Annotated in this window: 16 protein-coding genes; 9 read left to right on the top strand and 7 right to left on the bottom strand. The window is 61.9% G+C overall.

The window, feature by feature from the left end:
- Positions 1-227: 227 nt before the first annotated feature.
- The 6 genes from ACR3EL_RS06600 (at position 228) to ACR3EL_RS06575 (ending at position 6,339) form a co-directional block, all read left to right on the top strand.
- Positions 228-1,979, top strand: a complete 1,752-nt coding sequence (locus ACR3EL_RS06600) for an acetolactate synthase 3 large subunit (RefSeq protein ID WP_170338165.1) — start codon at positions 228-230, stop codon at positions 1,977-1,979.
- A 64-nt stretch (positions 1,980-2,043) separates the two neighbouring features.
- Positions 2,044-3,300 carry a glycosyltransferase family 87 protein gene (locus ACR3EL_RS06595; RefSeq protein ID WP_170338164.1) on the top strand — a complete coding sequence of 419 codons (1,257 nt, stop codon included), beginning with the start codon at positions 2,044-2,046 and terminating at the stop codon, positions 3,298-3,300.
- Entirely contained in the window at positions 3,297-3,857 is a 561-nt protein-coding gene (gene ilvN / locus ACR3EL_RS06590) for an acetolactate synthase small subunit (protein ID WP_093962354.1), read from the top strand. The genes ACR3EL_RS06595 and ilvN overlap by 4 nt, the downstream gene beginning before the upstream one ends.
- 278 nt (positions 3,858-4,135) lie before the next feature.
- On the top strand, positions 4,136-4,852 hold the full coding sequence (locus ACR3EL_RS06585; RefSeq protein ID WP_254432897.1) for a helix-turn-helix domain-containing protein: 717 nt from the start codon (positions 4,136-4,138) through the stop codon (positions 4,850-4,852).
- A gap of 111 nt (positions 4,853-4,963) precedes the next feature.
- A complete protein-coding gene (locus tag ACR3EL_RS06580) occupies positions 4,964-6,121 on the top strand; it encodes an aromatic ring-hydroxylating oxygenase subunit alpha (protein ID WP_170338162.1) in 1,158 nt (385 codons plus the stop codon).
- Positions 6,118-6,339, top strand: coding sequence for a hypothetical protein (locus tag ACR3EL_RS06575; protein WP_170338161.1), 222 nt, complete (start codon positions 6,118-6,120; stop codon positions 6,337-6,339). Before ACR3EL_RS06580 ends, ACR3EL_RS06575 begins: the two co-directional genes overlap by 4 nt.
- A gap of 10 nt (positions 6,340-6,349) precedes the next feature.
- Here the strand turns inward: ACR3EL_RS06575 and ACR3EL_RS06570 are convergent, their stop codons facing one another.
- The 3 genes from ACR3EL_RS06570 to prfB all read right to left on the bottom strand — a co-directional run bounded on the left by ACR3EL_RS06570 (position 6,350) and on the right by prfB (position 9,811).
- Positions 6,350-7,153, bottom strand: coding sequence for a DUF2189 domain-containing protein (locus tag ACR3EL_RS06570; RefSeq protein ID WP_170338160.1), 804 nt, complete (start codon positions 7,151-7,153; stop codon positions 6,350-6,352).
- A 24-nt stretch (positions 7,154-7,177) separates the two neighbouring features.
- The gene (locus tag ACR3EL_RS06565; protein ID WP_170338158.1) at positions 7,178-8,578 is read right to left on the bottom strand and encodes an amidase; all 1,401 of its coding nucleotides are present in this window, start codon (positions 8,576-8,578) and stop codon (positions 7,178-7,180) included.
- A 105-nt stretch (positions 8,579-8,683) separates the two neighbouring features.
- The gene (gene prfB / locus ACR3EL_RS06560) at positions 8,684-9,811 is read right to left on the bottom strand and encodes a peptide chain release factor 2 (RefSeq protein ID WP_170338156.1); all 1,128 of its coding nucleotides are present in this window, start codon (positions 9,809-9,811) and stop codon (positions 8,684-8,686) included.
- Positions 9,812-9,889: 78 nt separating this feature from the next.
- Here prfB and ACR3EL_RS06555 point away from each other — a divergent pair, with 78 nt between their 5' ends.
- Entirely contained in the window at positions 9,890-10,723 is an 834-nt protein-coding gene (locus ACR3EL_RS06555; protein ID WP_170338154.1) for an aminoglycoside phosphotransferase family protein, read from the top strand.
- Here ACR3EL_RS06555 and ACR3EL_RS06550 read toward each other — a convergent pair.
- The 3 genes from ACR3EL_RS06550 to ACR3EL_RS06540 form a co-directional block, all read right to left on the bottom strand.
- A complete protein-coding gene (locus ACR3EL_RS06550; RefSeq protein ID WP_170338152.1) occupies positions 10,717-13,206 on the bottom strand; it encodes a penicillin-binding protein 1A in 2,490 nt (829 codons plus the stop codon). The two genes, ACR3EL_RS06555 and ACR3EL_RS06550, sit on opposite strands and share 7 nt — an antisense overlap.
- 95 nt (positions 13,207-13,301) lie before the next feature.
- Positions 13,302-14,522: an N-acetylmuramoyl-L-alanine amidase gene (locus tag ACR3EL_RS06545; RefSeq protein WP_480720888.1), complete on the bottom strand. Its 1,221-nt coding sequence runs from the start codon at positions 14,520-14,522 to the stop codon at positions 13,302-13,304.
- Between the two features lie 65 nt (positions 14,523-14,587).
- Positions 14,588-15,751, bottom strand: coding sequence for a pyridoxal phosphate-dependent aminotransferase (locus tag ACR3EL_RS06540; protein ID WP_170338149.1), 1,164 nt, complete (start codon positions 15,749-15,751; stop codon positions 14,588-14,590).
- Between ACR3EL_RS06540 and ACR3EL_RS06535 the strand changes: the two genes are divergently transcribed.
- On the top strand, positions 15,750-17,132 hold the full coding sequence (locus ACR3EL_RS06535) for a M48 family metalloprotease (protein ID WP_170368615.1): 1,383 nt from the start codon (positions 15,750-15,752) through the stop codon (positions 17,130-17,132). The genes ACR3EL_RS06540 and ACR3EL_RS06535 overlap by 2 nt on opposite strands.
- Entirely contained in the window at positions 17,129-17,887 is a 759-nt protein-coding gene (locus ACR3EL_RS06530) for a DsbA family protein (protein ID WP_170338145.1), read from the top strand. The genes ACR3EL_RS06535 and ACR3EL_RS06530 overlap by 4 nt, the downstream gene beginning before the upstream one ends.
- A gap of 43 nt (positions 17,888-17,930) precedes the next feature.
- Here the strand turns inward: ACR3EL_RS06530 and ACR3EL_RS06525 are convergent, their stop codons facing one another.
- Positions 17,931-18,326, bottom strand: coding sequence for a hypothetical protein (locus tag ACR3EL_RS06525; protein ID WP_170368616.1), 396 nt, complete (start codon positions 18,324-18,326; stop codon positions 17,931-17,933).
- Positions 18,327-18,438 lie beyond the last annotated feature (112 nt).

Below are 18,438 nucleotides of genomic sequence, written 5' to 3'. Positions count from 1 at the left end.
CAGAGTCAGGAAATTGGCTAGATTGCCTGTTGACGCCCCTTCGCGCCGCCCATAATGTCTGCCCCACGCAAAAAGGAGCCTCTGGCGATGAGAGCGCTAGTCGTAATCGTAGGAAACACGCGCATGGGCCGGTAACGGTAAGCCATAATCGAACCCATGCGCCTCCGAAACTTCGGGGGCTTTTTTTTGTCAAACGCAAGACACATGTCGCGAACGGAGCAAAGCAGATGACACGTGAGATGACCGGCGCAAAGATGGTGGTCCAGGCCCTCAAGGATCAGGGCGTGGACACGGTATTCGGGTACCCCGGCGGCGCCGTGCTACCGATCTATGACGAGATCTTTCTGCAAAATGACATCCGTCACATCCTGGTGCGGCATGAACAAGGCGCGATACATGCGGCCGAGGGCTACGCCCGTTCAACCGGCAAACCCGGTGTTGCACTGGTGACCTCGGGGCCCGGCGCGACCAACGCGGTGACCGGCCTGACCGACGCGCTGATGGATTCGATCCCGATCGTGGTTCTGACCGGACAGGTGCCGACTTTCATGATCGGCTCGGACGCGTTCCAAGAGGCGGACACGGTGGGCATCACCCGACCCTGCACCAAGCACAATTGGCTGGTCAAGGACACCAACTCGCTGGCGGAAACCATGCACGAGGCGTTTCACGTCGCTACCGCGGGTCGTCCCGGTCCTGTGTTGATCGACATCCCCAAGGACGTCCAGTTTGCCACCGGCAAATACACCGCGCCGAAACCCTCGACCTCGCATTATCAGCCGGCACTCAAGGGCGACATCGAAGAGATCACCGAACTGGTCGCCGCCATCGAAACCGCCAAGCGACCCGTGTTCTACACCGGAGGCGGCGTGATCAACTCAGGCCCCGCTGCCAGCCAACTGCTGCGCGAGCTGGTCGACGCGACCGGGTTCCCCATCACATCGACCCTTATGGGCCTGGGCGCCTACCCCGCATCGGGCAAGAACTGGATCGGAATGCTGGGCATGCACGGTCTGTACGAGGCGAACATGGCCATGCATGACTGTGATCTGATGATCAATGTCGGCGCCCGGTTCGACGATCGGATAACGGGGCGTATCGACGCCTTCTCGCCCAAGTCGAAAAAGGCACATATCGACATCGACCCATCCTCGATCAACAAGGTGATCCGGGTGGACATCCCCATCGTGGGGGACGTGGCGCATGTTCTGGAAGACGTGCTGAAGGTCTGGAAGGCGCGTGGCCGCAAAACCAACACCGAAGCGATCGCCAAGTGGCAATCCCAGATCTCGGACTGGCGCAAGGTCAACTGCCTTGCCTACACCAACAGCGAAAAGGCGATCAAACCCCAATACGCGCTGGAACGGCTCGAGGCGCTGACCAAGGACCACGATCGCTATGTCTGTACCGAGGTGGGCCAGCATCAGATGTGGGCCGCGCAGTTCCTTGGGTTCGAAGACCCCAACCGCTGGATGACCTCGGGCGGGCTGGGCACCATGGGCTATGGCTTCCCGGCTTCGATCGGTGTGCAGATGGCGCACCCGGACGCGCTGGTGATCAACGTCGCGGGCGAGGCCAGCTGGCTGATGAACATGCAGGAGATGGGCACCGCTGTCCAATACCGCCTGCCGGTGAAGCAGTTCATCCTGAACAACGAACGCCTGGGCATGGTGCGCCAGTGGCAGGAACTGCTGCACGGCGAACGCTACTCGCATTCCTGGTCCGAGGCCCTGCCCGATTTCGTCAAGCTGGCCGAGGCCTTCGGGGCCAAGGGGATCATCTGCAAGGACCCCGCCGATCTGGATGACGCCATCATGGAGATGATCAATTATGACGGTCCGGTGATCTTTGACTGCCTCGTCGAAAAGCACGAGAACTGCTTCCCCATGATCCCGTCGGGCAAGGCCCATAACGAGATGCTGCTGGGCGAGGCTGAAACGAAGGGTGTCATTCAGGCTGGCGGCGCGGTGCTGGTTTGATATTGCTTGCGGACACAGGGCCAAACTGTTGGCCCTGATGGACGCGCACAGGACAGGACGGAATATGCCCGGCATCCCCACTCAGACAACTCCACGCGAGAACCTGCAGATTTTTGCGGGGCGTCGCGGCTGGCAGCTGGGCATTCTTGTCCCGGCGCTGGTGCTTGGGGTCTTTGTCATCTGGCTCGGCCTCAGCTGGAGCGAGATCGCGGCCAATGGCAGCGCCGGCTTTCCGATCGACTTTCGGGTCTTTTGGGCCGCTGGGCGTCTGGCCCATCTGGGTGAGCCTCTGTCGGCCTTCAGTGTCGACAGCCTGACCGCCATGCACAACGTCATCAAGGAAGATGACTGGATGCCCTGGTCTTACCCGCCGGCGTTTCTTGCAACGCTGCAACCCTTGGGCGCCCTTCCCTTCCCCATTGCCTGGCTGGTCTTCTCGATCGCGTCGATCGTTGCGATGATATTCGCAGCCCGGCCGTTCGCGGAAGGCATCACACCGGTCTGGTTTGCGTTTGCGCTGCCGCCCGCGATACTGCCGACCCTGTTCATGGGGCAGACCGCTGCCCTGTGGATGGCCGGTTTGCTGGCGGCGCTTGCGGCGCTCAAGAACCAACGTTTGGTCCTTGCCGGCTTTTTCATCGGCCTTCTGACCCTCAAACCTCAGCTGGGCATCCTGATCCCCTTTGCTTTGCTGGCGTGCCGGGCGTGGCCGACCATCATTTCGGCCGGCGTCACGACCCTGGTTATCTCGGGATTGGCGACCGCGCTCTACGGTCCGGAATACTGGCTGGAAATGCGCAACATGATGGCGGTCCACTTTTCGGTGGTGCGTGAAACCATCGTCGAAAACAATCTAATGCTCAGCCCCTATTCGACGCTCGCCAGTTTTGGGCTACCCGAGCCTGTCGCCTTGGCTGTTCAGTGGACGATCACAGCCTGCGCGGCCATCATGGTCACGATCACTTGGCGCAGCCCCCGCATCGGTTTTGACCTGCGTGCCGCTGTGCTTGCGCTGGCGGTCATGCTGTCCACCCCATACCTGTGGTTCTACGAATCTGCCCTGATCGCCGCTGCGGGACTATTCCTCTTGCGCGCAGGTGTATTGACGAACAGCCCATGGGGCCTGGCGCTGGCCGGAGCGATGTGGTTGGGTGCCGCCCCCGCTTTCTTCGCCTTTCTGTTCCGCGGCGAAGCCGACATCTCGATCCGCCTGCTTTTTGCACCGCTTTTGTATCTTTCCTGTCTGGTCTGCATCGGCGCCGTTGTTCAACGGCTGCGGGCGCCAGACTATTCCTCTGCCAACGATGAGGTCTTCCAATGACTGCACTCAAGATCCGAAAAGGTTCCACCCGCCACTCGGCCTACAACCTGCGCCCGACCTTCTCGGACGTGCAGGAACGCCACACGATCGCTGTTCTGGTCGAAAACGAACCGGGGGTTCTAGCCCGGGTCATCGGGCTGTTCTCGGGGCGCGGCTACAACATTGAAAGCCTGACCGTGGCCGAGGTCGATCACACCGGACACCTCAGCCGAATCACGATCGTCACCACCGGTACACCGCAGGTGATCGAGCAGATCAAGGCTCAGCTGGGCCGCATTGTCCCGGTGCATGACGTGCATGACCTGACTGTCGAAGGCCCCTCAGTCGAGCGAGAACTGGCGATCATCAAGGTCGTTGGCGAAGGCGACAAGCGGGTCGAGGCGTTGCGTCTTGCAGACATTTTCCGGGCCAATGTCGTGGACAGCACGTTGAACTCGTTCATCTTCGAAATTACCGGCGCGCCGGACAAGATTGATGCATTTGCCGATCTGATGCGCCCGCTGGGCTCTGTCGAGGTTGCACGGACAGGCGTCGCGGCCCTGCTGCGCGGCAACTGATTTTCCGCGAACCCATCAAAACGCCCCGTCGCCCTTGTCGACGGGGCGTTTTGCGTTTTCGGATCGATTTCCGCAGGTACATAACTGAGCAATCACAAGAAAAAGACCATACAAATGGGCTTAATGCCTATTGCGTTCGCGCCTGAGCGCGTTACGCTTGACCAAGAACATGCAACCCGCGTGTTCCATGGGGTCAATTTTACGATTTCTTGACTGGCGACCGGCCTTTCTGGCCCTTCCGGTCGTGTTTCCCAAACCTTTGCAAACCAGAGTGAGACATGGCCGTAGACACTCGCACGCCCGCCGAGCTGCGCAGCATGCTGGGGGCGAATCTCAGGCAACTTGCCGACCGCTATCCTTCGGTCGCCGAGCTGTGCAGACAGCTGGGCGTCAACCGCACGCAGTTCAACCGGTATCTTTCTGGCGAGAGTTTTCCACGCCCGGACGTTCTGGACCGGATCTGCCGGTTCTTTGACGTGGATGCCCGCATTCTGCTGAAACCGCTTGAGGAAATCCCCGCGCCCCGGCGCTGTGACCTGCCTGAAAGCGTGGTCCAGTTCCTTCGGCCCGGACTGTCAGCCTTGACCGAGGACGCGTTTCCAAGCGGCGTCTATCTTGTGACGCAACATGGCGGCGAAGACGATCCACGCGCCCATCATTGGCTGGTTCAAACCCGGCACCTGCATCAGTGTGCTGTCCTGCGCGGCTTCCTGCCGCCGGCCATGGCAGGCACGCGTTCCGCCACGGGTCGTGAGCTTCGTGGCTTCGCCGCCTGCGCCGGGCCCAATATCTACGCAGTGTTGTCGCGCGAGGCTGGTCGTGACAGCAAGACGATCGTGATCCGCAAAGACATGACCGATGGCAACGGCGTATGGATCGGTTCGTGCATGGAGCACTCTGCGGCTACTCCGCACATCTACAGATTGGAAATCCGCCATCTGGGCCACGACTTCCGGGCAACGCTGGGGGCAGCGCGGCTGGCGCGCCGGACATAGGAAACCGCCTAAAATCCCGTGCATGTCGTTGTGAGAAAAGCCGGAGTCGCAGAAGTGTAAGCGAGGGCTGGTCCCGGATGCCTAGGCTGGTGGTGAAGCGAGGAGAACCAGATGGCCAGCACCCCAACCGATCTGTCGGCTGTTCGTCAGAGCATTGAAACCGCTCTGGGCCTGCCCAATGCACATTATACGGACCCTGCCCTGCACGCCGAAGAAACTCGGGCCCTGCTGCTGGCTGGCTGGGCCGGTTTCGCGGTAACCGCCGATGTCCCCGAGCCCGGGGACGCGGTTCCGCTGGAGTTCATGGGTATTCCGCTCCTGCTGCTGCGTGACCGTTCCGGTACGGTCCGTGTGTTTCAGAATATCTGCCGTCACCGCGGCATGATCCTGGTCGAAGAGCCCCGCAAGATCGAAGGCGCCATTCGCTGCCCCTATCACAGCTGGTGCTATTCCACCGAAGGCCGGCTGGTCGCCACGCCGCATGTGGGCGGTCCGGGCCAGAACGCACATGACGCGGTCAGCAAATCGGAACTTGGCCTGATCGAGGTGCGCAGCCATATCTGGCGCGACGTGGTGTGGATCAACGTCTCGGGCGACGCGCCAGCCTTCGTGGATGCCAACGCCAGGCTGATCGAGCGGTGGGCCGAGTTCGACAAACCGCTGTACCACGGCGGCCCGGAAAGTTCCTTTCGGTTGGACGTCAATTGCAACTGGAAGCTCGCGGTCGAGAACTACTGCGAAAGCTATCACCTACCGTGGGTGCATCCCGGGTTGAACAGTTACTCGCGGCTTGAGGATCACTATCACATCCAGGAGCCCAGCCTTTATTCAGGTCAGGGAACCTTGGTCTATCGGCAACTGAAAACTGAGGACGGTCGGGTTTTTCCCGATTTCGAAGGTCTCAGCGAGAAATGGGACACCGCAGCCGAGTACATTGCCGCCTTCCCTAACGTGCTACTGGGCGTGCACCGGGACCACGCCTTCGCCATCATTCTGCGGCCCGAGGCCCAGAACCGGACCTCGGAGCACATCCACCTGTTCTATTCGGCGCCGGATACCGATGCGGATCTGCGCGCCCGCAATGCCGAGCAGTGGAAAGTGGTCTTTGAAGAGGATGTGTTCGTCGTCGAAGGGATGCAGCGTGGCCGCGCGGCGCCGGGGTTTGACGGCGGACATTTCTCGCCGGCGATGGACGGGCCGACCCATCTGTTCCACGACTGGGTGGCGCAGCGTCTGATGGCACATCGCACCGAACTGGCCGCTGAATGACCGACCTGCACACCCGCCTTCTGCAGGCGCATGCGGCGTGTGACATCGCGGCTTTGGCTGAATTGTACGAACTGGCCGCCGCCAGCCAGCAGGACGACGACGCCCGGAGCTTTTTTCTGACCCACGCCTATGTCCATGCGCTTGAAGCCAACATGCCCGGCGCGGGACGTCTGCGTCAGATGCTGGTCGACATGGGCCGCGAAGTGCCCGATTCCTGACCCCGAGAACCTAGGCTTGGGCCGGCTCGGCGACCGGCTCTGCCGCTGCGTCGTCTTCGGTGATCTGCCGATACAGGTGCCAGCTGGCATGACCGAACAGGGGCAACACGATCAGCAATCCCAAAAACCAGGGCACCATGGCGACAAAGGTCGTGACCGCAATGAAGGCACCCCAGCACAGCATGACCCGCTTGTTCACGCTGACATAGGCATAGCTCGAGATCATGGCAGTGACGAAGTCGAGTTCCCGGTCCAGCAGCATCGGGATCGACAACACGGTGATCATGTAAAGCAGGATGGCAAAGATCGCGCCTACAGCAGTGCCGACAGCCAGCATGGCCAGACCGTTGGGCGTCAGAAATACCTCAAGCGATGACGACACGTTTGTCATTGTCGACAGCCCCATGAACAGCGCAAAGATCATGTGACCGAGAAAGAACCAGAACAGAAACATCACGACGATGATCGCGCAGATCGATGGCAACTGACGGCGGCTCTGCTGGATCACGACACCGAAGATGGCGCCATAGTCCAACGGCTCATTCCGCTCGAGCCGGTGCGATACCTCGTACAAACCCACGGCGGCGAACGGCCCGATCAGCGGAAAGCCGATGGCGGCCAGCACCAGCCAGAACGAGGTGCCCGTTTGTACGGTTACCCAGGCCATCAACCACCCGACCAGAACGTAGAAGCCGCCGAACAGCAGGCCAAAGACCGGTGCGCGGCGATAATCCTGCCAGGCGCGACGCAGCGCCGTGCGCAACATGCCGATATCCGCCGGTTTCAGCGTTGGCACTCCGAATGGCTTTTCCATGTTCCGTTTCTCCTCCCCTTGCCCTCAGGCCATGGCCGGGCGTTTTTGCGGCCAATGCGTCACGGCGTGATAGGCGGCCCCCAAAGCCAGCAGTTGCGCGTCGCTACCGCGCGGCCCGAACAGTTGCATTCCCATCGGCAGTCCTCCGGGGCCAAACCCCGCCGGTATCGAAAGGCAGGGCAGACCAATCAGGCTGACCGGTGTGACCACCTGCATCCAGCGATGATAGGTGTCCATCGCGACCCCACCAATGCTGCGCGGATACGGCTGATCCACAGGGAACGGCCACACCTGAGCCGCCGGCAACACCAGCGCATCATACTCGGCAAACAGTTCGACCGCCCGACGGTACCAATCCGAACGGGTGACGCTGGCTGCATGGACCTCCATCGCCGTCAGGGCCAGACCTCGCTCCAGCTCCCATTGCGCGGTGTCCTTAAGGACGTCTTTTCGGTCGGCCAAAGGCAGCAGACTTGCTGCTACGCTCCACGACCGCAGGGTGATCCAGCTGTTCCACAGGCGTTCGGCATCGAAGGGCGGCGGTACGTCCTCGACGGTTGCGCCAAGTCCCTCAAAAATCGCCAACTCGTTGCTGCATTGGGTCAAAATCCCTTCCTCAGTCGGGAATGCGCCGCCCCAATCTCCCAGCCATCCGATCCGCATGCCGTCCAGGCTTTCGACGGACAATGGGGTGACGGGGTCGCAGGAAATGCTCAAAGGCTGCCTCGGATCGGGGCCTGAGATCACATCCAGCAATAGCCCGATATCCTGCGGGCTGCGGGCCATCGGCCCCAAGGTCGAGAGCTGGTGCAGGAACAAATCGCCCTGTGGTTCCGAGGGAACCCGGCCCCAGCTGGGCCGGAAACCGTACACGTTGTTCCACGCGGCCGGATTGCGCAGGCTGCCCATCATGTCCGACCCATCCGCCAGCGCGACCATCCCAGTGGCCAAGGCCACCGCTGCGCCACCCGACGACCCACCGCAGGACCGGGCCGGATCGTATGGGTTCCGGGTTGCGCCATAGACCGGATTGAAGGTGTGCGAGCCCAACCCGAACTCCGGTGTGTTCGTCTTTCCGATCAGAATAGCCCCGGCAGCCCGCAACCGTGCTGCGATCAGGTCGTCGACGGCTGGGACGTGATTGCGAAAAACCGGCGACCCCTGGGTCGACGCGATGCCAGCCACATTGACCAGGTCTTTGACGGCAATCGGAAGCCCATGCAGCGACCCGCGGCCCGACTTGTCGTCGGCGGCCCGGGCTTGTGCCATAAGCACATTCTCGTCCTGCAGCGCGACGATTGCATTGACCTGCCCGTTCACCTGGGCAATCCGGTCGAGCGTCGCGCGCATCAACTCAGCGGCTGACAAATGCCCTGTCGCGAGTTTCTCGAGAAGATCAGCGGCTGAAGTATCGCTTAGGTTCATGGGGTTACGTCCGAGCTTTGCTTGCGCTCAGCCTAGCGACCCCATGTGTGCATTTAAACCCGGTGTTTTGGATATATCTTTTCCACGCAGTTCAACTGCGCGGCATCAGTCGTCCGACTGCGCCTCGGCCCGGCTTTTGCCCGAGACCTTGAGGGCCAGAGTGGCTGCCATGAATGCATCCAGATCACCGTCCAGGACCCCTTTGGTGTCCGACGTCTCGTAGCTGGTGCGCAGGTCTTTGACCATCTGATAGGGCTGCAGGACATAGGACCGGATCTGGTTGCCCCAGCCCGCATCGCCCTTTGCTTCGTGCGCGGCGTTGATCTCGGCGTTGCGGCGGTCCAGTTCCATCTGGTACAGGCGCGATTTCAACGCCTTCATGGCGATGTCGCGGTTCTGGTGCTGCGATTTTTCCGAACTGGTCACCACGATGCCGGTCGGGATGTGGGTGATCCGCACCGCCGAGTCTGTGGTATTTACGTGCTGACCGCCCGCCCCCGAAGACCGATAGGTATCGACGCGGATGTCAGCCGGGTTCACTTCGATCTCGATATTGTCGTCCACCACCGGATAGACCCAGACCGAGCTGAACGACGTGTGCCGTTTGGCCGCCGAGTCATAGGGCGAGATGCGCACCAGCCGGTGCACGCCGCTTTCGGATTTCAGCCAGCCATAGGCGTTGTGGCCCGAGATCTTGTAGGCCGCCGACTTGATCCCCGCCTCTTCGCCCGGGGTTTCCGACTGCAGCTCGACCTTGTAGCCCTTCTTCTCGGCCCAGCGGACATACATCCGCGCCAGCATCGAAGCCCAGTCGCAGCTTTCGGTGCCCCCGGCGCCCGCATTGATCTCCAAAAAGGTATCATTGGCGTCGGCCTCGCCGTCCAGAAGCGCCTCAAGCTCTTTTTCGGCCGCCTTGTCGCGCAGCTTCTTCAGGGCCTCTTCGGCATCCTTGACGACCTCTTCATCGCCCTCCATCTCGCCCAGTTCGATCAGTTCGACGTTGTCGTTCAGATCGGTCTTGATCGACTCGTAGGTTTCGATGGCATCGACCAGAACCTGCCGTTCGCGCATCAGCTTCTGCGCGTTTTCGGGGTTGTCCCACAGGTTGGGGTCCTCGACGCGGGCGTTGAATTCCTCCAGCCGGTGCGGCGCGGTTTCATAGTCCATACGCTGGGCCAGCAGCTCCAGCGATTTTTGGATCTCGGCCACGATGTTCTGGATTTCGGCGCGCATGGTCAGGTCCCAACTTGCTCAATCAGGCCTGCGTGATAGCAAGAGGTTCAGGCCACCACAAGATGACCCGAAAGGCAAATGCAGCACGGACCGGAGCAGTTCCTGAAGAAATGGCATCTGGCCGACCCGCGGCTGGTGGCTGATACCGGCGCGGCACGTGTCTGGCGGGCCAAACGTGATAACGGGTCTGAAGTCGCGCTCAAACTCTATCGCCGCGCCGGTCGCGGAAACGAGGCGCCGGGATGCAGCCTGCTGGCCGCCTGGCGCAACCGGGGCGCCGTCGCGATCCTGGCCGAAGACCGCCGGGCGGTCATGATGGAGTGGCTCGAGGGTCCGACCCTCGGCGATCATGCACGGGCAGGCAACGTGGCCGACGCCCTGACGCTACTGGCTGAAACGGCGCGGAACCTGCATGCTGATCCGATTGTCGAAGTGAGCGGGCTGAGGCCTTTGGAGCAAGTGTTTGCACCGCTTTTCGACGTCGGATTTACCGATCAATGTACGCGGCCCCTGCAAACCGATATGCGGCGCGCCATAGCTTTGGCTCAGGATCTGCTGCAGACGCAACCCGTGCATCTCCCCCTGCATGGAGACCTGCACCCCGACAATGTCATCCTGACCGCGTCCGGCCCGCGCGTGATCGATGCCAAGGGTTATATCGGGGATCCGGCGTTTGAAATGGCAAATGCGCTGCGGCACCCAAAAGGCATGCCGGACCTTGTGCGCGAAGTCGGGCAGATTTCCGCGTGCCTGGATCTATACGCCGCGGCGATGAATGTTTCGCGGGCGCGTCTGGCCCGATGGGCGGCGGCCAAATGCGCCCTGTCCATATGCTGGCGGTCCGGCGGATCGGTCGAGAGTGACCCGGAGGCCGATCTGCTGCGCCTGTTTCTAAGCGCTGCAGATCAGTAAAGTCCGCCGCCCTGAAGGTCGCCCTGGCTGGCCTTGGGCCCCACGATGATGGTCTGCCCGGTCGAGGTCTGGACCTGGCGCCCGCCATTGGTCACTTCTTCGAACAACGGCAGATCGGACCCCATCGCAAAACCACCGTCATAGACACGGTCGATGAACCCGTCGACGCCATCACGGAAATACTCGGCCACCACATAGTCACCCGATGCGTCATCCGGCAGACGGGCACCGCTGAAACGGTCGATCTTGATGAAGTGCCCACCCGGCGGCACTTCGAACGGACCGCCGCCGTATTTCTCGACGGCCTTTTCCATAAAGCTCTGGAAGACCGGACCGCACAGCGTGCCGCCGTAAGCACCCCGCCCCATCGGGCGCGGGCGATCATACCCGATGTAGCACCCGGCAACGATGTTCGAGGTGAAGCCGATGAACCAGGCGTCCTTGGATTCGTTGGTCGTACCGGTCTTGCCAGCCGTCGGAACCGGCAGATTGACCACACGTGACGCGGTGCCGCGATCAACCACGCCCTTCATCATCGACGTCAGCTGATAAGCCGTGATTGCATCCATCACCTGCTCTCGGTCGGTCACGATCGTGGGTGAGGCGTCGGGCTCCAGCCAGCTGGAGTTGCAATCCAGGCACTGCCGGTCATCATGCCGATAGATCGTTTTGCCGAACCGGTCCTGGATCCGGTCGACCAGAGTCGGTTCGACCCGCTCGCCGCCGTTGGCGAACATCGCATAGGCCGCCACCATCTTGTAGAGCGTCGTCTCCTCGGCCCCCAGCGCATTGGCCAGGTAGGGACCCATGTTGTCATACACACCGAACCGCTCCGCGTATCCCGCAACCACCGGCATCGAAACCTCTTGCGCCAGTCGGATGGTCATCAGGTTTCGCGACTGCTCGATCCCGGTGCGCAGGGGCGTCGGCCCGTAGAATTTGTTGGTCGAGTTCTTCGGGGTCCACAGACCCTGCGGTGTGTTCACCTCGATCGGGGCGTCCACGACGATGGTCGCTGGGCTGTAGCCACTGTCCAGTGCTGCCGCATAGACGAAAGGCTTGAAGGCCGATCCCGGTTGGCGCTGCGCCTGGGTTGCCCGGTTGAACACCGAGTCCTGGTACGAGAACCCGCCCTGCATCGCCAGAACGCGGCCCGAGTTCACGTCCATCGCCACGAAGCCGCCTTGGACCTCGGGGATTTGACGGGCGGACCACTGGCCCTCTTCCCCGGCAACGACCAGGATCACGTCGCCGCGTTTGAAGTTTGCCTTGAAGTCGCCCTGCATCCATTTGATGTCACTGCGCGGGATGATGCCGTCGGCGGGACCGTTCTCGATCCCCACCGTCAACTGCTGATCGGCCACATCCAGCACGACCGCGGGGTACCATTGCGTGGGCAGCACCACGTCGCGCGGGATTTCCATGATCGCCAGAGCTTCGCGCCACTGGGCTTCGTCTGCCAGTTTTTCCTCGGGGATGGTTTCACCCGTGCCGCGCCACTTGCCGCGCGACTGGTCATATTTCTGAAGCGCCTCGCGCAGGGCGCGTGCGGCTTCAACCTGCATCTCCTCGTCAACCGAGGCCCGGACGGTGAAACCACCGGTAAAGAACTCACCCTCGCCGAAGTCCTCGCTCAGCTGGCGGCGGATTTCGTCGGTGAAATAGTCGCGCGGTGGCAGTGCGGTGCGGAAGCTTTCGAAATCACCGTTCTGAACCGAACGCAGCGGTTGCGCCACTTCAGTCTCATAGGTTGCCTGATCGATATATCCGTTCTGATACATCTCGCGCAGCACGTAGTTGCGGCGATCCAACAGACGCTGTTTCTGGCGCACCGGGTGATAGTCCGAAGGCGCCTTGGGCATCGCAGCCAGCGTCGCGGCTTCATGCGGGGCCAGTTCCTGCAAAGTCTTGTTGAAATACGTCTGTGCAGCGGCGGTCACGCCGTAGGAGTTTTGGCCAAGGAAGATCTCGTTGAGATACAGCTCAAGGATCTGTTCCTTGTTCAGCGTTTTTTCCAATCTGGTCGCGAGGATGATTTCCTGAATCTTGCGTTCGACCCGCCGGTCGCCGGACAGTAGGAAATTCTTCATCACCTGCTGGGTGATGGTCGACGCGCCGCGCAGCGTCTCGCCCTTGGATTGGACCGCTTCGATCCCGGCTGCGATGATCCCGCGTGGGTCGTACCCCTGATGCGAATAGAAGTTCTTGTCTTCCGCCGAGATAAACGCGTGCTTAACGAGGTCCGGGATTTCCTCGGACGGGGTGAAAAGGCGGCGCTCCTGCGCGAATTCGTCGATCAGTTGACCCTTGCCCGAATAGATACGGCTGATGGTGGGCGGCTTGTACTGGGCCAGCGACTCGTGGCTGGGCAGGTCACGGCCATACATCCAGAAGACCGCGCCAATCACCAGCGCGACCATGAAAATACCCAAGGTGACGAGGCTGAAAACCGCCCCGAAAATCGAAAGAATGAACCGGATCACGTTGCTGCCTTTTGTTCGCGGTGACGACTATATAGTGTCGCTGCACCCAAGGGTCAAAACACACGGGCGCATTCTAGCCACTTTGCGCCGCAGGGTCACTGCCCAATCAAGCCGCGGCGGATCAGATCCTGCTGGCGCCAGGCTTCAAGACCTTGGTGAATTCCTTGCGCCATTCCGATGCGCCACTCGGGATTTACGAGGTTTTTCAGGTCTCTGGGGCTGGAGATGAATCCGATCTCGACCAGAACCGAGGGAATGTCGGCAGCCTTGAGGACGGAAAACGACGCACTGCGGATCGGGCGCCGATTCATGGGGCCGCCCTGCTGCCCCATGCCGTGCGCCAGCGCATGGGCCAAAGCTTCTGAGCGCGGCTGGGTCTCCTGCCGTGCCATGTCCAGCAAAACGTCGGCGATCTGGTCGTCCGAGCCGCTCAGGTCGATACCCGCGATCAGGTCGCTGCGATCGTGCCGTTCGGCCAGTTTCTGGCTGGCCACGTCCGAGGCCTCATCGGAGAGGAAATAGACAGTGGCCCCATGAGCCTGCCCCTCGGACAATGCATCCGCGTGCAACGAAATGAACACATCGGCGCTGGCCCGATGGGCCAGAGATATTCGGCGTTCGAGCGACACGAAGTGATCGTCCACCCGGGTCATCACGACCTCGTATCCGCCAGCGCGCAGCAAGTGTTCCCGCAGTTCGCGCGCAAACGTGAGCATCAGGGTTTTTTCGTTAACGCCACCCGATTCCGCGCCGGGGTCGATGCCACCATGCCCCGGGTCCAGCATCACGCGCAGCGGTCTTTCGCCATCTCGCGGCACGACCGGGGGCGTGACGGCAGGCGCAGGCAAATCCCAGCCCGGATTGCGCGGCGCACCCGCGCTGGCGGCAAAACTGTCGAAATCCGTACCTTTCAGATTCAGCGTCAGAACCGCGGCCCCGCCGTCGGGGTCCACGCGCATGGCCGCCGTATCGACAGCAAGGGGCGCCCCCAAATCCAGCACCATCCGAGACCAACCGGGCACATAAGCGCCGAACTGGACCCCGCTGATGCGACGGGTCTGCAACAGCTTGGCCCGGTCAAGCCCGCTCCAGTCGACCTCCTGAAAATCGATGACCATACGGTACGGGTCTCGAAGCGTGAAAACGCGATACGGGACGCCTTGGCTGAGCCCCAGCTCAAGCGTCACCCCCGCACCCTTGCCGTCAGTGATCCGGCTCTGCTCGGGCAGGACCCGCGCCAAGGCGTTGAAGTCCTGCGCCCAAACGGCTCCGGCCAGCGCCCAAATCAGCGCACATACGAAGAAGATCCTGCTCATGGCCTCAAGTTTTCCCGAGATCGTTTGGCAGCAGCCTATCGCAGCGTGGCCGGTTTGTGAACGCCTCAGGCCGACTTCTGCGGGGTCTGGCGATCCGCCATGAAGCTGCGCAGCCGTTCAAGGCCCTGCTCGATGTCCTCGGTCGACCGGGCGTATGAAAAGCGCAGGGTCGTGTGGCCGCGCACCGGGTCGAAATCCAGCCCCGGCGTCACGGCGACGCCGGCTTTGTCCAAGATCTCGGCGGCGAAGGCGCGGCTGTCCTGGGTCAGGTCCGAGACATCGGCATAGACATAGAACGCCCCGTCCGGGGGCGCGATGTTGGTGAACCCGGCCTCGGGCAGGCCCTTCAGCATCAGGTCGCGGTTGCGGCGATAGACGGCCAGGTTGCCTTGCAGTTCGTCCTCGCAATCCATCGCGGCCAGCGCGGCGACTTGGCTGGCATGGGGCGCACAGATGAACATGTTCTGGGCGATGCGCTCGACCACCCGCACCTGATCCTCGGGCACCACCATCCAGCCGACGCGCCAGCCGGTCATCGAGAAATACTTGGAAAACGAGTTGATGACATAGCACTCGTTGGTCAGCTCCAGCGCGGTCACGGCCTTGGCCTCGTATTCCAGCCCGTGATAGATCTCGTCGCTGATGAACGAGGCCCCCTGCCCCTGCGCAGCCTCGATCAGCGCGCCCATGGCGGCGTGGTCCAGCATGGTTCCGGTCGGGTTTGCGGGCGAGGCCACCATCAGCCCCTGCAGGTCGAGTCCGGCAAAGTCCTGTGGCACGGGTTGCAGGCGGTTTTCCGGCGCAGTCGGCAGATCGACCGGCACTAGACCCAGCGCCCGGAGGATCTGACGATAGGACGGATAGCCCGGCGCGCCGATCCCCACACGGTCACCGCTGTCGAACAGCGCGGTGAAGGCCAGCAGGAATCCGCCCGAAGATCCGGGAGTGATGACCACCCGTTCGGGGTTCAGATCAACGTCGTACCACTCGCCGTACATCCGTGCGATGCGTTGCCGCAGCGCCGGCAGACCCAGCGCGACCGTATAGCCCAGCGGACCTTGCCGCATCGCCTTGGCCAGCGCATCCAGCGCGCCTTGCGGGGCGCCGGTTCCGGGTTGGCCGACCTCCATGTGGATGATGTGGCGCCCGGCCTCTTCAGCACGGCGCGCGGCCTCCATCACGTCCATCACGATGAAGGGATCAACGCCCGACCGGGTTGAGTTTCGCATGCCCATCTCCCATGTTGCGACCATGGCTTTTGAACGCGGATCCCGGCTGGCGTCAATCCCGGCAATTCTGCTGGCGGTGACGCTGTGGATGGCGTCGACCGCGCAAAGCCACGCGCAAAGCCTGATCCGCGACCCCGATATCGAACACGGGCTGCGCGAACTGGCCTTTCCGATCTTGCGCGCCGCCGGCCTGAACACCAACCGCGTGCGGGTGATGGTCGTCAAGGACGGAACGTTCAACGCGTTCGTCATCGACTACAACACGATTTACCTGAACCACGGACTGATCCTGACGGTCGACAGCCCCGAGATGCTGCAGGCCGTGATCGCGCATGAGGCGGCGCATATCGCCAACGGGCACCTCGCCCGTCGGGCCGAGAACCTTCGGGCCGCTCAACGCGCGGCCGGTTTCGGTACCGCGCTGGCTCTGATTGCCGCCGCTGCGGGCGGCGGAGAGGCCGCCGCAGGCATTGCCGCCGGCACCCAAGGGGCTGCAATCCGCAGTTTTCTGGGCCACACGCGCGCCGAAGAATCCTCGGCGGATCGCAGCGCCGCCAGCTACCTGCGTTGGGCCGAGATTTCGCCCATTGGCATGGTCGAACTGCACCGCAAATTCGCAGGCCAGGAATTGCTGAGCGAGATCAATCAGGATCCCTATATGCGCTCGCACCCGACCAGCCGTGAACGCCTGCGCGCTGCCGAGGAATTTCTGTACCAATTCGGGGATCGGGCGAAATCTAACCCCAATGCCGACTACTGGTTTGCGCGGGTCAAGGGCAAGCTGTCCGCGTTTCTGCGCTCTCCCGGCTGGACCCTGCGGCGGGCCAAGGAAGAAACAGCGCAGGATATTCGCCTGATGCGCGAGGCCGCCGCCCATCATCAGAACCGCAACCTTTCGGCTGCCCGGGCAGCCATCGATGGTGCGCTGGCCATCCGCCCCGACGATCCGTTCTATAACGAACTGAAGGGGCAGATCCTTTTGGAGAACCTTCGGGTCTCGGAGGCGGTCTCGGCCTATGCCAAGGCGTCCGAGCTGGCTCCGACCGACGCATTGATCATGGCAGGCTACGGGCGCGCGCTGCTTGCTGACGGACAGACGAAAAAGGCCCTGCAGGTGCTGGAAAGCGCACGCGCCCGGGACTACCGGAACGGCCGCCTGATGCAGGATCTGGGAATGGCCTATTCCAAGGTCGGCAACAACGGTATGGCATCCGCCGTCACTGCCGAGCGTTTCGCCCTTGAGGGGCGCCTGCTGGATGCCGGAATTCACGCAAGACGAGCCATCGGTCAGTTGCCCGAAGGCTCGACGGGTTGGCAACGGGCACAGGATGTGCTGATTGCCGCAGAACAAGCTGAGAAATCGAAAAGGAACCGGAAATGATCCTCAGACACGCAGCACCTGCCCTTCTGGGGCTTTCCCTGATTGCCGGTCCGGCCAATGCGCTGGATCTGTCCTCGATGACCGAATCCGAAAGAGCAGAGTTCGGAGCGCAAGTGCGGGAATACCTCTTGGAAAATCCCGAAGTCATTCTCGAGGCGATCAACATCCTGGAGCAACGTAACGCTGCCGCCGAAGCACAGGCCGACCAGCAATTGATCGCAGAAAACGCCGACGAGCTGTTCAATGACGGCTATAGCTGGGTCGGTGGCAACCCGGACGGCGACATCACCCTGGTCGAGTTCATGGACTATCGTTGCGGATACTGCCGCCGCGCGGTCCCCGAAGTGGACGCGCTGCTGGCCGAGGATGGCAACATCCGCCTGATCATCAAGGAATTCCCAATTCTGGGGGATGCGTCGGTTCTTTCGTCGCGCTTTGCCATCGCCACCAAGCAGGTCGCCGGGGATGACGCCTACAAGCAAGTCCATGACGCCCTGCTGGAATTCACGGGTGAGCCTTCCGAAGTGACGCTGCGCCGTATCTCGGACGGGCTGGGACTGGACAGTGACGCCATCCTTGCGGCGATGGACAGCGACGAAGTGACCGAAGAAATTGCCAAGACGCGGGCACTGGCGCAGCGCATGCGGATTTCGGGCACCCCATCCTTTGTTCTGGGCACCGAGATGCTGCGGGGCTTCCTGCCCGCAGATCAGATGAAACAGATCGCTGACGGTGTGCGGGCTGAACGCGGCTGAAGCAGCTGGGGCGGCCTGATCGCCGCCCCGTTGAAACGACGCCCTAGTCGTATGGATACGGGGCGTCGCATTTCATCGACACGACCCATGTCGGAGTTCCAGTTTTTCTGAATTGGGTCGCGGGCACGGATTTGCCACGAATTCCCGATGGAATGACGCCACGCCCGTGCCGTTTGCTTTCAGCCAGAATTGTCTGCAGATCCTGTGGATCATCGTACTTGCGAATACCGGTGTTTTCAGAAATGGGGCCGGTTGAACAATAGGTCGCCCGGGCGATTTGTTTCGCCAAAGCATAGGCCGCCTGGGCATCCTGACCGGTTTTGAACGATACCGCGACCCGAGACGCCAGCTGCGGGTCGACATTCATGATCGGGGTCAAACGGCCCCGCGGTTTGCCGGTTCCACCCGGGCTGAGCCGGACGTCTGCGCGCGTCGTCATTCCGTCATTGCTGAACCCGGACACATGCACCGACATATACCCAAGTTGCGTCCCCGGTGCAGACTGCGGAACTGGAACACTAAAAAACCGGGGCGTTTGTCCGACCCGGTAG

This window comes from Ruegeria sp. BJ3, assembly GCF_056535665.1.
The sequence above is the reverse complement of the archived record's forward strand: the minus strand, read 5'-3'. Positions and strand labels throughout refer to the sequence as shown.

Bases quoted from the DNA above. Each gene is read 5' to 3' on its own strand.
- ACR3EL_RS06595 (WP_170338164.1), top strand. From the start codon at position 2,044: ATGCCCGGCATCCCCACTCAGACAACTCCACGCGAGAACCTGCAGATT.
- ACR3EL_RS06545 (WP_480720888.1), bottom strand. From the start codon at position 14,522: ATGAGCAGGATCTTCTTCGTATGTGCGCTGATTTGGGCGCTGGCCGGA.
- ACR3EL_RS06530 (WP_170338145.1), top strand. From the start codon at position 17,129: ATGATCCTCAGACACGCAGCACCTGCCCTTCTGGGGCTTTCCCTGATT.
- ACR3EL_RS06575 (WP_170338161.1), top strand. From the start codon at position 6,118: ATGACCGACCTGCACACCCGCCTTCTGCAGGCGCATGCGGCGTGTGAC.
- ilvN (WP_093962354.1), top strand. From the start codon at position 3,297: ATGACTGCACTCAAGATCCGAAAAGGTTCCACCCGCCACTCGGCCTAC.
- ACR3EL_RS06580 (WP_170338162.1), top strand. From the start codon at position 4,964: ATGGCCAGCACCCCAACCGATCTGTCGGCTGTTCGTCAGAGCATTGAA.
- ACR3EL_RS06600 (WP_170338165.1), top strand. From the start codon at position 228: ATGACACGTGAGATGACCGGCGCAAAGATGGTGGTCCAGGCCCTCAAG.
- ACR3EL_RS06565 (WP_170338158.1), bottom strand. From the start codon at position 8,578: ATGAACCTAAGCGATACTTCAGCCGCTGATCTTCTCGAGAAACTCGCG.
- ACR3EL_RS06535 (WP_170368615.1), top strand. From the start codon at position 15,750: ATGCCCATCTCCCATGTTGCGACCATGGCTTTTGAACGCGGATCCCGG.
- prfB (WP_170338156.1), bottom strand. From the start codon at position 9,811: ATGCGCGCCGAAATCCAGAACATCGTGGCCGAGATCCAAAAATCGCTG.
- ACR3EL_RS06570 (WP_170338160.1), bottom strand. From the start codon at position 7,153: ATGGAAAAGCCATTCGGAGTGCCAACGCTGAAACCGGCGGATATCGGC.
- ACR3EL_RS06555 (WP_170338154.1), top strand. From the start codon at position 9,890: ATGCAGCACGGACCGGAGCAGTTCCTGAAGAAATGGCATCTGGCCGAC.
- ACR3EL_RS06540 (WP_170338149.1), bottom strand. From the start codon at position 15,751: ATGCGAAACTCAACCCGGTCGGGCGTTGATCCCTTCATCGTGATGGAC.
- ACR3EL_RS06525 (WP_170368616.1), bottom strand. From the start codon at position 18,326: ATGACGACGCGCGCAGACGTCCGGCTCAGCCCGGGTGGAACCGGCAAA.
- ACR3EL_RS06585 (WP_254432897.1), top strand. From the start codon at position 4,136: ATGGCCGTAGACACTCGCACGCCCGCCGAGCTGCGCAGCATGCTGGGG.